Genomic DNA, 14795 nt, shown 5'->3' with positions numbered 1-14795 from the left:
GACAGGAAGCAGCCGGAAAAAAGCGCGGCAATGACGCGCAATAAAACGGTTATACGGTAACCATTCCCGAACCGCAGGTGAGGGGAAGGTTATGAGAAGAGTGCGTTAGCAATCTTCGAGGGAGATTTTTTCGGTAACCTTTCCTCGCGCCGCACGCGAAGGGAAGGTTATGAGAAGATTGCGTTAGCAATCTTAAAAGGAAATTCTGTACAAAAAGAAAAAGGGTGCCGCACCCATGCAATATTCAATGTTAAAAAAATCAGATATTGATCTTCCTTCCGCTCGCGTCCCTCCGGTAATGGCCGAACTCGCTTTTAAGCAGCAGGTCCCCGGAAAATACCGGGCCGTCGCGGCAAACACGCATTCCCGAGGGATCAATGCAGCACGAACCGCAGACGCCAATCCCGCATTTCATGTACCGGTGGAGGGAGAACTCGGCCCTGTTCTCAATCCCGATCTCGGTCAACTTTGCAAGCACCGCCCGCATCATGCCTTCAGACCCGCAGACAGCAATGCGGTCATACGAGCCAAGATTTAATTCATCGATGAGCGCCGGCACAAAACCTTTGAGTCCCATCGAACCGTCATCGGTCGCGATCTGGAGGTCCGTGCATTCATCGAGCTGGTCGACAAAGAGGAGTTCCGGTTCCGTGCGGGCGCCGAGCAGAAATGTCATGACAGAGTCGGCTCTTGCGAGCGGGAGGAGCGGGGCAGCCCCGATCCCGCCGGCGATCGCCAGCATCTTTTCCCCCCTGACAAATCCGTTGCCAAACGGGCCGCGGATCCCCAACTGATCGCCGACAGATAATTTGAACATCGCAGATGTTGCATCGCCGACCTTCTGCACCGATATCGAGGCATCCGAGGTCAGGGCCATGGGGATTTCGTCCACCCCGGGCACCCATGCCATCACAAACTGTCCCGGGACAAACGGGAACTCACGGTCAAAGAAAAATGTGATCACTGATGGGGATTCCTGTTTTATCCGTGTGATGGTCACCGGGACTGGAAGCCCGGTATCTTTTTTATCAGCCATGATGAGCGCACCCCACGATCTCTTCAACCCCGCACCCGTCCTTTGCATAGAGCCTGGCGCTCACATCTGAAAAGATACGGATGTTGTCTGCCACTGCACTGCCTATCTCAACGGCACCGGCCCCCGCCATCATCATCTCCACCACGTTGTCTGCGCTTCCAATCCCGCCGCACCCGATAATGGGGATTTTACATACCTCGTAAAGCTCGTACACGCACCGCACTGCAACGGGAAAAATCGCAGGACCCGATAGCCCGCCATACCGGTTGCCCAGCACCGGGCGTTTCAGCCCGGTTGATATCCGCATCGCTTTAACCGTATTAATTGCGACAATTGCGCTCGCACCGCCGCGTTCCGCTGCCTTCCCGATCGCGGTGATATCGGTCACGTTCGGGGTGAGTTTTACCCATGTCGGGACACCCGTTGAACTGACGGAACGGGTACATTCTTCGACAAGTTTTGGATCGGTGCCGAGCGCTGCCCCGTAACCTTCCGCGTGGGGGCAGGAGAGGTTCAGTTCAAAGCCCGCGACTCTTCCCACAAACCATCCCGCAACGGTGGCAAACTCTTCCGGGTTTCCTCCAAAGATGCTCGCGACTACGGGTTTTCCTGCGAGTGGTGCAATCTCTTCTGCAAAGTCTTTAGAAGGGTTCGGCAACCCCATCGCGTTGAGGAGCCCGTCATCAAGAACCGCAACACAGGGGCCGGGGTGCCCGTCTTTGGGAACCGGGCCAATCGACTTGGTCACAACACCCCCAGCTCCAAGCGATAATATGCGGGAGAGCGATGCCCCGGTTGTCCCAAGCACTCCGGCAGCAAGGATCAGGTGGTTCTTCAGCGCCACCCCGCCCACGGTCACCGGGCCCGGCCTGATCAAAACCATTCACAAGGAAATGGTCGTTATTTATTATTAGCATACCCATATTGAGATCGAATGGTGCGTCTTGCCGTGATGGGCGTCGGACGGGTCGGGGGGGAAGTCGCCTACCTTGCCGCATCGCTGGGAATTGTGGATGACCTCGTCCTCTATGACTGCGCAGCACCCCTCTTAAACGCACAGGTGCTCGACCTGCGCCACACCGGGCTTGCAACCCGCATCAGCACGGATAAAAGCGATATCAGGGACGCCGACATCTGCATATTTTCTGCAGGACTGCCGCGGGACCCCTCGGTCAAGACCCGTGCCGACCTCCTTGATGCAAACCTTCCCACGGTCCAGGAATGTGCGGCACTTTCAAAAGGCTTTTCCGGTATCCTTATCACGGTCACCAACCCGATGGACATAAACAACTATTACTTCCATGCAAAGAACGGGATTCCGCGGGAGCGGTGTATCGGCTTTGGCGGACAGCTGGACAGCGCCCGGTTCGCGCTCGCCCTGCAAAAGCGCGGGATCACCGGTTTCCCGTACGTTCTGGGCGAGCATGGCGAGCACCAGGTCCCGGTCTTTTCCATGCTCTCGCACTACGTTCCCGAAGAGCTGCGCAACGAGATCCTCACCGAACTCCGCGGGGCCAGCATGGAGGTCATCAGGGGCAAGGGGGGGACGGTCTTTGGTCCGGCACTGCATATCGTCCACCTGATCCGGATGATCACGGAAGACGCCCGGGAACTGGTCACCTGTTCGTGCATTCTTGACGGAGAGTACGGCATAAACGGGTGCTCGCTTGGTGTTCCCGTCCGGATTGGCAGGGTGGGCATCCATAATATCGAGGAGTGGCGGCTCGACGCATGGGAGCAGGTGCATATGGACGAGGCAGGCCGATCGGTAGGAGAACTCTGCAGGAAGGCGGTCTCCTGATATGGCAGCACAGTCAGCAAAGCCGGCAACGTGCAGCATGAATTCTCCCTGCACGCTGGATGCTTTTGGTGGCATAACCCTTGCGATCAACCAGGTCGAATACAGCAATTCTCCTGACGGGCCGATCATCCATATATTCGGGCGCGGCCCGGACAACAAAGCCGTCCGCCTCGATGTCACGGGTTTTAAACCCTATTTTTACGTGCCGGAACCCGAAGCAGCCGAAAAAGCCCTGCCCCCGCAGGCAACCCTTGAACCGGAGACCATATACCGCTCGATCCGTAACGAACCGCTTCGCCGGCTCTATACCCAGCGCCCGGGCGATGTGCGCGATGTGCGCGAAAGGTACCGGCACTTTGAGGCGGACATCCCGTTTGCGACGCGGTTCATGATCGACACGGGGTTGACTGGAGGAGTGTCCGCACCGTCACTTACCGTTGATTACCATGACCTCAGGGCGTCCGATGTGGACGCTCCTGCCCGGCTCTGCATCATGGATATCGAATGCGAGGACGAACGGGGATTTCCCGACCCCCAGCGTGACGCGATCACCTGCATCACCTGCCATGACTCGTTTGAGAACGATTATACCACGTTCCTGCTTGCCACAGGGGGCACGGTGCCGCCTGACATCGCAGAGAAGGAGAAGCAGGGGGGGCTCTCAAACGGGTGCTTTAAAAAAGGAACCCACACTGTCTGCACCTATGGAGACGAGACTGCAATGCTCAGGGCGTTTGCTGCATATATCGCGGTGCGCGACCCTGACGTGCTCTCCGGCTGGAACTTTGTCGATTTTGACATGCCCTATATCACTGGCAGGATGGAAAAACTCGGGCTCTCCGTCTCAAGCCTCGCACGCCTGCCCGGTATGACCGAGAGAAGGGCATTGCGGGGCAGGGCGCTCTTTGACCTGCTGACCGGGTACAAAAAAATCCACTCCACACAAAAAGAGTCGTACCGGCTCGATGCAGTTGCCGAGGAGGAACTGGACGAGCGGAAAGTGAGGTATACCGGCACGCTCTCCGATCTCTGGAAAAAGCAGCCGGCGCTCCTTGTCGAGTATAATTTCAAGGACGTCGAGCTCTGTGTCTCGATCAACAGGAAGGACAATATCATCGAGTTCTACCGCGAGATCGCACGGTATGTCGGCTGCCCGCTCGACAAAACCCTCAATTCCAGCAGCGTGATCGATATCTACATCCTGCGCAAAGCCTCGGGGATATATGTCCTGCCCTCCAAAGGGTTTGCGGCATCCGAGGAATTTGAGGGGGCAACCGTTTTTGAGCCGAGCAAGGGTGTGCGGGAAAATGTCGTAGTGCTTGACTTAAAGTCCCTGTATCCGATGGCAATGATGACGATCAATGCCTCAATGGAGACCAAGGATCCCGGAGGTGAACTCGTTGCCCCCAATGGCATACGGTTCAAAAAACACCCCGACGGGCTGACAAGGAGCATCATCGCCGAACTGCTCAAAGAGCGGGATGAGAAAAAGGCGCTGCGCAACACGTTCCCGTTTGGTTCCCCGCAATATGTCATGTACGACATGCAGCAGAACGTGCTCAAGGTGATTATGAACACCTACTATGGCGTTTCAGGATATACCCGGTTCCGGCTCTTCGACCGGGAGATCGGGGCTGCTGTGACATCGGTAGGAAGGGCGATCATCGAACACACGCGGCGCGTCATCCAGCAGCAGGGATTTACCGTGATCTACGGGGACACGGACTCCTGCATGGTGCAGCTCCCCCCGCTTGACCGTGAACAGACTATCAGGACTGCAAAGGAGATCGAGAGGCAGTTGAACGAGAGCTACTCCGGGTTTGCGAAAAACGAACTCAACGCCGATACCCATTATTTCTCAATAAAGTTCGAAAAGATCTATGCGAGGTTTTTCCAGGCAGGCAAAAAGAAGCGGTATGCAGGCCAGCTGGTCTGGAAAGAGGGAAAAGACGTCAGCGAGATCGATATCGTCGGCTTTGAGATCCGCAGGAGTGATACCCCGCAGATCACAAAGGCCGTCCAGATGAAGGTGATGGAGCTGATCCTCTCGGGTGCAGGATACCCCGAGGTCAAGGAGTTCCTTTCAGGTGTGATCAAAAAATACCGGGCCGGGAAATATCCCCTTGACGAGGTGGGGATACCGGGCGGGATCGGGAAAGGCCTTGACGATTACGAGAATGATGATGCACAGGTCCGGGGAGCGAAATACGCAAACCAGTACCTCCACACGGAGTTTGGGAAGGGAAGCAAGCCCAAACGGGTCTACATAAAGGCAGTCACCGGAAAATATCCCAAGACCGATGTGATCTGCTTTGAGTATGCCGATCAGGTACCAAAGGAATTCCTGCCTGACTGGGAGCTGATGCTTGACAAGACAATCAGGCAGCCGATCTCCCGGATCATCGAGGCGCTCGGCTGGGACTGGACCGATGTCGACCCCTCCCGCACGACGCTTGCGGACTGGGGATTCGGGTAGCCGGATCCTGCGCGCCGGCGCCGTACGGGCCGGTTGCCGGCGCTCTGCGGCCTTATATTCCCCTGCCGGATTTTTTCCTGCAATTTTGTGTCCCGTTGTCGGTTCTGCATCGTCCGGGCAGGTCTTTTAATAATCCGGATTATTGCGGCGCATTAGGTTTTTTATGGACAGTCACGACCCTTAACTGCAAAAAAATCAACAAACCACTAACGGCACATGCCGTCATGAGGTGGGATACGCATGAAAAACAGACAGGTTATACTTTCCGGAATTATTGTGATTGCACTGCTCTGCATGGCAGCGTCTGCTGTAGCGCAAACAGACACCGCAAACAACCTGAATGCTCCTGATACCGCTCCGCTCGTGGATACTGTACCTGATGCTGCTGAAAATACCGCTGAAATATTTGACGACATCGAGCCATATAACGGTTCCATCGGTGCCGGCAACCCCATGTATGGGCTTAAAGTTGCAATGGAAGATCTTGACGAGATCCTTACTTTCAACGAGACCGAGCGGTTCAACAAGCAGCTGAACAATGCACGGCTCCGGCTCTCGGAGGTCAAAAGGGAACTTATACTGAACAACACTGACTCTGCCGACCGGGCGCTGGATCTCTACTGGCAGAAGGTCAACCTGACACAGATGCGGCTTTCCGTGTTGTCGTCTTCCAATGCAACGGGTCTTCTCCATGCACAGGAGATGGCGACAAAGCACAAGGCGGTCCTTGAAAGCCTCATGCTCTCCCACCCGGATAACACCGGCCTTGCCCGGGCATACAACAACAGCCTTGCGCTTGAGAGCAAATTCGAACAAAAAACCCGGATGCGGTTTGAGCGCGTCATGGAAAAGAACAACAAAACGATCGTAAAAGCTATCCGGCTTACGGTGGCAGAACAGGAGCACACGACAAACACCGGGGAGAACCAGACAGTCCGGGTACAGCAGACCCAAAAGACCCGGCAGGCGGAAGGGAACGGGAAGGATGACGGCAAGGGCAACAGGGTGAATGCAAGCCCATCTGAAACGACGGCACAGCCGGCCCGGACACCCGGCACTCCGTCCCCTTCAGCCACACCATCTGATACCGGAAAAGGAAAACCGGATACCCCTGGCAATGGCGGCAGCAAAGTAAAAGTCACCGGAACCAGCGACGGTTCCGGAAACGGGAGTACGGGAAGCCCGGGAAATGAGAACCGTGGGCAGGGCAATGGCAGGAACAAGTGAAACCCGGCTAAAAAACCTGTTCCTCACATTTTTTCTTATCCTTTGAACAACAGTAATGTGATAACCCAAGAGTGAACAATGACACGACTGCCGTGGCACAGACTGGCAGTGATCTCTATCCTGCTCCTCGTACCTGTCGTTCTCTGTGGTAGTACAGCGGCAGCAGAGCCGGACTATTCCATCACGTACACGATCACCATCTCACAAGACGGATCGGCACTTTGGGGAGTGGAGTACCGCACGCTCCTGCCATCTGAAAAGGAAGTGTCGGATTTTGAGGGTTATGCCCGCGACCTGCCGACCGTCTATCTCCCCCAGTTCCACGAACTGATTGAGAAGTCCGCCGCACAGGCAGCGGTCGCGACCTCGCGGCACATGGACGTATCGGATTTTTCCGCAGATTCCGTGGTCCAGACATCCCCTACGGGGAGGTACGGCGTTGTCCTGTACTCGTTTGCATGGACCGGCTTTGCAGAGCCCGGAAACGGCCTGACAGCCGGGGACGTGTTTGCCGGTGGCCTGTACCTTCCAAGGGATGCCACGCTGGTCATGCGGTACCCGCCCGGCTTTTCGGTTATATCTGCGGATCCGCCGCCCGACGAGGTTCGTAACGGGCTGGTCTGGTACGGCCTCCGTTCTTTCGGGGCGGGTGAACCCAGGGTTGTTCTTGAGAGAGCATCGTTCCCGGTGATTCCGGTTGCTATTGGTCTTGTGATTATCCTTGCCGCAGCAGCATTCACCGGCTACGTACTGGTAAAAAGGCGACGCGAAAAACCCGGGACACCAAAAATGGAGATACCTTCTCTGTCGGGTACTGAGATGAAGGACCTTGAAGAAAGGATCCTCATCCTGCTCGCAGAGCATGGCGGGGAGCTCTCCCAGCCGGAGATCATCAGGAGACTCGGGCTGCCCAAATCAACAGTAGGCACTGCGCTCAACGAACTCGGGCAGCGCGGGCTAATCCATAAAGTGAAAAAAGGCAGGGAAAATCTCATTCGTCGCACCTGAATCCGGGTGAATATAGCAGGACTGATGGTGTGTTGATGCACACCGGATATTTTTCCTGTCTGCACATCATGGGAAAGGCCATGGTTAGAAAAAACACGATCTCTTCTGTTTACGGTTATTTTGAACAACAGAACCATCAGGGACGTTCCAGTGCACGGTCAACGCGCGGCGAACCATCTAATTTTTCTGGACAATGGCCATCCTTATTGCAGATCCGGTTCAACAACGGTACAGGACAAGGAGCAGAATATATGGGGAGGACATGCCGGATCGGAATGCGATTTACATTTCTCTTCATCATCGCTGTTGCAATCAGCCTTGCGGCCATCCATTCCGCATCAGCTGCAGGCCCGGTCTCAACCGCAGCCGTCTCCACCCAGCCGGTGGTTGTCGTGGCACCGGAACCGGTACTCGGCGCTTCACCGGTTGCTACCGGAGTGCCTGCACGTACTGCCGATGTCCGCATCGGACCGTCGAGTGTCTTATACGGGCTGAAGATCTCGCTGGAGAACTTCGATGAGTCGTTTGCCCCATCACCTCTGGTAAAGATAGAAAAGCAGCTGGAGCATGCAAACATAAGAATTGCCGAGGCCGCAACAGAACTCCGGAATAACCGGCCGGACGGGGCAGAAACCGCGCTCCTGCAGTACCGCGAGAAGATCGCCGTTACGGCAGCCATTGTCCCGGCGGTCCCTGCAAGTGACCCGGGACTGCTCAAGGCGCAGGAGAAGGCCGCAGCTGATGAACTTGTGCTGGGCCAGGTGTTGAGTGGACAAAAAGATCATCCGGGTCTTGCAGGTGCCCGTGCACAGAACGCGGCGCTTGAAGCAGCCTTTTCAGTAAAGACCGGGTTCGAGATGCAGGAACAGGTTTTGCCGGACAACCGGATCGTGGTTCAGGCAGTAAAAATTACTGGGCCGGTTTCCGTCACCGGGCAACAGATCCCGACAATCATCGCCACTTCGACATCCACCCCACCTGTTCCAACACCTGTACCCACAAAAGTTCCTGTAAAATCCCTGGTCACACCCTCAATTCAGCCGGTGGTCACTAATGTGGCGCCATCGCCTGCATTAACTCCCCAACCCCAGACCACCAGGACAACGGTCCCGGTTACACCACAGGTAACCCCGGCAGAAACACCTGTCCCGACACCTGCGTTAACGACCCCGGTTACCCCGGTGCCGACCACGAAACCGGTAGTATCAGTCACCCCCCAGCCAACACCAACATCAGGAACCGGTACAGGGGGCAACACAGGGAACGCAAAGTGATGTTCATGACGCCCGAAGATAACCGTGGACAAAACGAGATCGCTTATCCTGAGAGCCTGCATGGCACGGACTGCACTCCCCGGTCAGCGTGTCCTGTTCCAGGGCACCAAGCAGGGAAGGTTGTTGGGCAGAATGGCGATCAGGAGCCGGTTGCAGGATCCTATCCGGAACCGGCAACGATAACCGAGCGGTACAACAAATTAAACCTCCTCTTATCCGTCACGCGTCACGACGTCTTTAACCAGCTCACCGCCCTCCAGTGCTATATCGGGATCCTCCATAACAGTACCCTGCATGACCCGGCCCAACGGGAATTATTCAACAAACTTTTCCTGACAGCCGACAGCATCTCTGCAATCATGAGATTTACAAGGGATTACCAGGAGATCGGGACAGAATGTCCTGTCTGGCAGGAGCCCGGAATGCTCGTTGATATGGGATCGATGTCGCTAAGCCCGTCTACCATGACAGTCATCAACCGGCTGCCCAAGGTCCAGATCCATGCCGATCGGCTCATTTACCGGGTATTCTACACAATTATTGAAAACGCGATCCGCCATGGCGGGAAGATCACCCGCCTTGTTTTCACTGCAGGCATGGATGGACCGAACCTTGTTATTTCCTGCGAGGACGACGGGATCGGGATTCCGACTGAAGAAAAAGAACGGATTTTTAAAAAGGGTTACGGCAAACATACCGGTCTTGGCCTTTTTTTCGTACGGGAGATCCTTGCCATTACCGGAATGATGATCCGTGAAACCGGCGAGCCGGGAAAAGGAGCGAGATTCGAGATTCGCGTACCCGGGGATAAGGTCAGGATGATGCAGGATGCAAACAAGGCATTTCCCAGGCATGCAGCCGTAATTTCACATACTGGGGTTATCTGAAAGTAAAGCAGCAATGGGAGAGAGACACCATTACCGCTATTCATGGAATCATTCCGGATGCCCGATCGGTTCCGGGCATTTCATCGACGAGATGTCTTTCTGATCCACAGACGGCCCGGTTCATGGTTGTGCCTTCAGGCATTCCTGTCGATTTTAAACAACCGTAATCTGCGGACAGGGACAAGCACCCGTGCAATTGTTTAAGGAATAAAAAGACAAGTTAACAATAACGAGGAACCATGGTCCGGGCCGGCATAGTTCTGATCAGCATTCTCTTCTGCATCTGCATCCCTGCTGCTGCAGCACCGGCATATACGATCAGATATTCAATCGATCCTGCACCTGACGGATCGGCGCTCTGGAATGTCGAATACCGGGCGCTTCTCCCCACCCAAGAGGATGTCGGTGCATTCGAACGGGACATTACCGATGCTGCCGCCATTCCCGCAGATGAGGTACGGCTGGTAATGGAACAATCTGCCAGCAACGCCGCGACTGTAACCGGGCGTGCCATGGAGATCAGGAACTTCTCCACTGCGACATCGGTTCAGACAACCCCGACAGGCACATATGGCGTGATCCGGTACTCGTTTATCTGGACCGGTTTTGCACAGGCCGGAAGCGACCTTTCGATCGGTGATGCTTTTATTGGAGGCCTTTACCTCTCCAAGGAGACAACACTGACAGTCCATCTCCCAAAGGGATACAAGGTAACGGCCGCGACGCCCCCACCGGACCTCTCCCGAGACGATCTCACGTGGTACGGCCTGCGCTCGTTTGTACCGGGAGAGCCACAGATCGTGCTGGCGCCCCCGGCTTTCCCTTTACTGGAGACGGCGACAACCATCCTCATCATCTCCGCTACCGGGATCGTGATCGCCGTCTTTGTCATCCGGCGCAGGAAATCCCTGCGGCCGGCCCACGCGGAACCCGTTCCTGCCCAGCAGCAGCAGGATCCGGATCTTGCAACCATTGAGGAACGGATTGTCCTGCTTCTGCAGCAGAACGACGGCGAGGTCTACCAGTCCGAGATCATCGCCCGGCTCGGAGCACCCAAATCCACGGTGAGCTCGGCACTTGCCGTGCTCCATGAAAACGGGCATATCGTCAAGGTACGCAAAGGGCGGGAAAACTTAATCCGGCTCGTCCGAAATGAAAATCCGGCCGGTAAAAAATGATTTATTAAAAAAATCAGCCGCTGGATCCAAAGTTGAAGAACGAGCGGATAATATTTCCAATCGAGCGGATGATGTCGGGTGATGGCTGTGCAGAGTTACCTTCTCCTGCCTGCTCCTGATCTTTTCCTGTAATTTCCTTTTGTAGGACTGTGGATACATCCGGACTGCTGCCAAGCTCACCGCTCCCTGCCAGCCGCACGCGCTCCTGAACAACGACCTCATCCCTGCCCAAGGCTTTTTCCGATACTGTGGGATTTTTACTCACGTTGCCTAACTCCACCCCATTTTCGGAGCGGCAGATCCCTGATGCAGGATCGCACGATGCCGAGATCACGTACGGCGTGGCGACGGCTTGCGGAACAATGCTGCCTGCAGGCTTTTTGCAATGGCACTCTGCATACGCAATAGTTCCATCAGCGTTATTCACGACCGTATTGATCTGGCACGCTTCATTTGTGTTCCCGCAAGACCCGGTGCAGCGGTTGTTCTGATAGTCATAGACACATTTTGTACAGGTGCAGGAACAGGTAGGGAGATTTACCGCAGCTGTGTCCGGAGAATTCCTGCACGAACACGCACAGTTGGCCGTGCCGACAGATGGCGTTTCTGTCGGTTCCCCCGCTTTCCTGAAGCAGTATGCCACCTGCGCTGCAGATGCCACCGGCGCATTCATGCAGGGCGCATTGGAGCACCGGACGTATGTGCCGAATTTCTCCTTTGCCTGCGCTTCTGTCATGCAGTCGCATCCCGCGGGGCATACCGATGGTACCGGCTTGCCGTAGCAGTACAGCGGCCGGGTCGTGCTGGTTTCCGCTGACGTTCCTGTCAGGGACTGGTACCCGCAGATCTTCTGTACTCCTCCGCATGGGACATACCCTTTCTCTTTTGCGTCTGCCTCGGGGAGACAGGCGCACCCTGCCGGACAGATCGGGACAGGAGTTGCCTGTTCTTCGATCTTACGGACGCAGTACTTAGGCACTGCCGCTTTTCCGGCCGTCGCCTGTGTGCTGACTGATGCCTGTTCGTACCCGCAGGCAGCATTGCTGCAGTAAGAGAATGTTCCATACTTTGCCTTTGCCATTGCCTCGGTCATGCACTCGCAGCCCGCAGGGCAGGCTGAGACGGAGCTGACTGTATTGAGAGGCTGTGCAGTTGCCAGAGTTTCCTGTTGCGCAACTGCGGTCTGGACCATAATCAGGCAGACAGCAATTGCCATCACTGCAATGAGTGTAACATATCTACCGGTTTTTTCCTTGACCATCATCTTCACCATTCTGCCAGTTTCTTAATGGAACCATTTCTTTTACTTTTCCATCCGCGCTCTCCGGCCACTGGTGACCTGGCGCATTTCTGGCAATAATCTATTGTTTTTTTCCAGTTTAAGGGTCGTGAGCGTCCGATTGTCTGTGAACTGTCCACCGGTTCCCGTTCAGCAGTTCAGTCAGTCCCGAATCGTCCGGACTGCAGTTCCGGACCCGGATCAAAGCAGAAAAACCATTTTTTATATACAAGACCTGAAACAGCAGCTGCGGCTGGAAGAGGGGCACGGGTGCGTAATAACCTGCCGGGCAATAACTGCAGATATTATCGCGGGAGAGCAAGGAAACAACCAGATGAAAGAACATATATTTTATTACAGCAATGCATGAAATTGAGGTATATCATGGTCACGATCTCGATTGATCCTGCAATCTGCAAACACGATGGGATATGTGTTCAGGTCTGTCCGGAAGCTGTCTTTGTCCAGAAAGATGAAAAATCTGTTCCGGACCCCCTGCATGATGCTCTCTGCATCTCCTGTGGCCAGTGCGTCGCGGCCTGCCCGCATGATGCTCTCACCCACAGCGACTTTCCGAAAGGATCGATCCGCACCATTAAGAAGGGGGTGACACCGTCATTTGAACAGCTGATGCGACTTTTACGGAACAGGAGGTCACAGCGTTACTTTACAAGCCGTCCGGTCCGAGAAAAGGAGATACAGCGCATTATTGAAGCTGCCCGGTTTGCCCCGTCAGCTCTCAATTCACAGAGCACGAAATATCTTGTAATTCAGGACGTCGTTCTCCTCACGGAAATTTCTGAAAATGCAGCTGAATTTCTCAAACAGACCATCACAGAACTCCGCAAAATCCACAAAAAAGAGGAGCTCGAGCAGGATCATGCATTCAATGTGATAGCAAAGAAGGTCTCAGAGGTGCAGGATGCGGGGAGGGATGTGTTCCTCCACAATGCTTCCGCACTCGTCCTGTTCTATTCAGACAGGCATGCGAGTATGGGCGGGATCAATGCAAACCTTGCCGTCCAGAATGCCCTTCTGGCAGCGGAGACACTGGGCGTCGGGGCTTTCTATTCCGGGTTTGTTCTCTTTGCCATCCGGCACAATCCGGAATTTAAAAAGATCCTCAAAATACCTGATACCTGTGAGATCCACGCTGCCCTGGCACTTGGCTATCCGAAGGTAAAATTCAAAAAATGGATCGAGCGCAATCCCGCTGACATCACCTGGCGGTAATTTTACAATATCCGGACCCTTTTTTTATCGGTGTTCTGCCGGTCATATCCGCCGCCATGAAAAGTGGCGCGGGCATCGTGCGGGAACATCCTTGTTCACCGGATACCGTTTGCACGAATGGGACATTTTTTGTATCACACCATACTCCGGTATTTGTAGGATAGGACATGCTATCGTATTTTACCCAGGTGACATGGTCACCGTATATTACGGGTGCCGCAATTGGCGTCCTTGTGTGCATAAGCTTCCTGCTCTCGGACCGCCGGCTGGGATGTTCGACGGGATATGTCAAGATAAGCGGGCTGATTGCCCTGTTGTTCCAGCCTGATATGGTTGAAAAAAACGAGTATTACCGTACCATTCCCCCTGCACTTGACTGGAAGCTTGCGGTTGTCCCGGGCATCGTCATCGGCGCGTTTATCTCGGCAATGCTCTCGGGTTCCTTTGAGATGGTATGGGTGCCGGCGCTCTGGGGGGATACCTTTGGCTCCAACCCTGTCGTCAGGGTCCTTGTCGCTGTCATCGGCGGTATATTTCTTGAAATTGGAGCACGCTGGGCAGGTGGCTGCACAAGCGGGCACGGGATCTCCGGGACATCGCAGCTCTCGTGTGCAGGCATCACCGCGGCTTCCTGCTTTTTTATCAGCGGCATCCTGACGGCCATGTTACTCTTCCGGGTGATCGGGGCATGAGAGGTGGTGGCAGGATATGCTGACAACCCTTCACCGGAATGCATACGCCCAGCTCGCGCTCGGGGTAATTATCGGCATCGCGTTTGGCTTTTTGCTCCAGAAATCCGGTGTCACAAATTACGATGTGATCGTCGGACAGCTGCTGCTTAACGATTTTACCGTCACAAAGATGATGCTCTCGGCGGTCATTGTAGGGATGATCGGGTTTCATTTGTTGAAACGGGCGGGGCTGGCACAGCCACATGTAGTGACAGGCTCTATCGGTTCGAGCGTATACGGAGGTCTTATCTTCGGGCTCGGGTTTGCATTGCTGGGTTACTGTCCCGGGACGGTTGCCGGGGCAGCAGGACAAGGTGCGCTCGATGCGCTGGCTGGCGGGTTTACCGGGATACTGATCGGTGCCGGACTTTTTGCCCGTTTCTATCCGTTCCTCAATTCCCGCTTCCTGCACCAGGGTAAATTTAAAAATACGACACTTCCCGAATTCCTGAAGGTCAACGAGTGGCTCGTGATCATCCCCGCGGTCATCCTCCTGGCAGGATTTCTCCTGCTGCTTGAATATGCAGGGTTGTAGCCAGTGAATATTGTTTTTCCCCACAGAAGCAAATATTATTAACCTTAATGATGTGAGCATTTATACCGGCACAGAGAGTAAGTTTAGGGATTAAAAAAAATTGATTGTTGACAAAAATACCTGCCTCAAA

The 14795-nt window shown here is 54.8% G+C and carries 13 protein-coding genes; 10 read left to right on the top strand and 3 right to left on the bottom strand.

The window, feature by feature from the left end; translation table 11 throughout:
- Nucleotides 1–259: 259 nt before the first annotated feature.
- Together OS112_03780 and OS112_03775 are read right to left on the bottom strand one after the other, a co-directional pair.
- Nucleotides 260–1036 carry a dihydroorotate dehydrogenase electron transfer subunit gene (locus tag OS112_03780; protein ID WAC05757.1) on the bottom strand — a complete coding sequence of 259 codons (777 nt, stop codon included), beginning with the start codon at nucleotides 1034–1036 and terminating at the stop codon, nucleotides 260–262.
- Nucleotides 1029–1919: a dihydroorotate dehydrogenase gene (locus OS112_03775; protein WAC05756.1), complete on the bottom strand. Its 891-nt coding sequence runs from the start codon at nucleotides 1917–1919 to the stop codon at nucleotides 1029–1031. The genes OS112_03780 and OS112_03775 overlap by 8 nt, the downstream gene beginning before the upstream one ends.
- 51 nt (nucleotides 1920–1970) lie before the next feature.
- Between OS112_03775 and OS112_03770 the strand changes: the two genes are divergently transcribed.
- The 7 genes from OS112_03770 (at nucleotide 1971) to OS112_03740 (ending at nucleotide 10887) form a co-directional block, all read left to right on the top strand.
- Nucleotides 1971–2837 carry a lactate dehydrogenase gene (locus OS112_03770; GenBank protein ID WAC05755.1) on the top strand — a complete coding sequence of 289 codons (867 nt, stop codon included), beginning with the start codon at nucleotides 1971–1973 and terminating at the stop codon, nucleotides 2835–2837.
- 37 nt (nucleotides 2838–2874) lie between these two features.
- Nucleotides 2875–5313, top strand: a complete 2439-nt coding sequence (locus tag OS112_03765; protein WAC06131.1) for a DNA-directed DNA polymerase — start codon at nucleotides 2875–2877, stop codon at nucleotides 5311–5313.
- 240 nt (nucleotides 5314–5553) lie between these two features.
- Entirely contained in the window at nucleotides 5554–6540 is a 987-nt protein-coding gene (locus OS112_03760) for a DUF5667 domain-containing protein (protein ID WAC05754.1), read from the top strand.
- A gap of 78 nt (nucleotides 6541–6618) precedes the next feature.
- Nucleotides 6619–7548 carry a MarR family transcriptional regulator gene (locus tag OS112_03755; GenBank protein ID WAC05753.1) on the top strand — a complete coding sequence of 310 codons (930 nt, stop codon included), beginning with the start codon at nucleotides 6619–6621 and terminating at the stop codon, nucleotides 7546–7548.
- Nucleotides 7549–7823: 275 nt separating this feature from the next.
- On the top strand, nucleotides 7824–8822 hold the full coding sequence (locus tag OS112_03750) for a DUF5667 domain-containing protein (GenBank protein WAC05752.1): 999 nt from the start codon (nucleotides 7824–7826) through the stop codon (nucleotides 8820–8822).
- Nucleotides 8823–8827: 5 nt separating this feature from the next.
- On the top strand, nucleotides 8828–9709 hold the full coding sequence (locus OS112_03745; GenBank protein ID WAC05751.1) for a HAMP domain-containing sensor histidine kinase: 882 nt from the start codon (nucleotides 8828–8830) through the stop codon (nucleotides 9707–9709).
- Nucleotides 9710–9948: 239 nt separating this feature from the next.
- The gene (locus OS112_03740; GenBank protein ID WAC05750.1) at nucleotides 9949–10887 is read left to right on the top strand and encodes a transcriptional regulator; all 939 of its coding nucleotides are present in this window, start codon (nucleotides 9949–9951) and stop codon (nucleotides 10885–10887) included.
- Nucleotides 10888–10900: 13 nt separating this feature from the next.
- Here OS112_03740 and OS112_03735 read toward each other — a convergent pair whose 3' ends face one another.
- Nucleotides 10901–12151, bottom strand: a complete 1251-nt coding sequence (locus tag OS112_03735) for a hypothetical protein (GenBank protein WAC05749.1) — start codon at nucleotides 12149–12151, stop codon at nucleotides 10901–10903.
- 381 nt (nucleotides 12152–12532) lie between these two features.
- Here OS112_03735 and OS112_03730 point away from each other — a divergent pair, with 381 nt between their 5' ends.
- The 3 genes from OS112_03730 (at nucleotide 12533) to OS112_03720 (ending at nucleotide 14665) form a co-directional block, all read left to right on the top strand.
- Nucleotides 12533–13399: a nitroreductase family protein gene (locus OS112_03730; GenBank protein ID WAC05748.1), complete on the top strand. Its 867-nt coding sequence runs from the start codon at nucleotides 12533–12535 to the stop codon at nucleotides 13397–13399.
- Nucleotides 13400–13566: 167 nt separating this feature from the next.
- Nucleotides 13567–14091: a YeeE/YedE thiosulfate transporter family protein gene (locus tag OS112_03725; GenBank protein ID WAC05747.1), complete on the top strand. Its 525-nt coding sequence runs from the start codon at nucleotides 13567–13569 to the stop codon at nucleotides 14089–14091.
- Nucleotides 14092–14107: 16 nt separating this feature from the next.
- Entirely contained in the window at nucleotides 14108–14665 is a 558-nt protein-coding gene (locus OS112_03720; GenBank protein ID WAC05746.1) for a YeeE/YedE thiosulfate transporter family protein, read from the top strand.
- Nucleotides 14666–14795 lie beyond the last annotated feature (130 nt).

This window comes from Methanoregula sp. (assembly GCA_026625165.1).
Classification (GTDB): domain Archaea; phylum Halobacteriota; class Methanomicrobia; order Methanomicrobiales; family Methanospirillaceae; genus MVRE01.
Note: the sequence above shows the minus strand (reverse complement) of the source record. Positions and strands in the feature narration are given on the sequence as shown.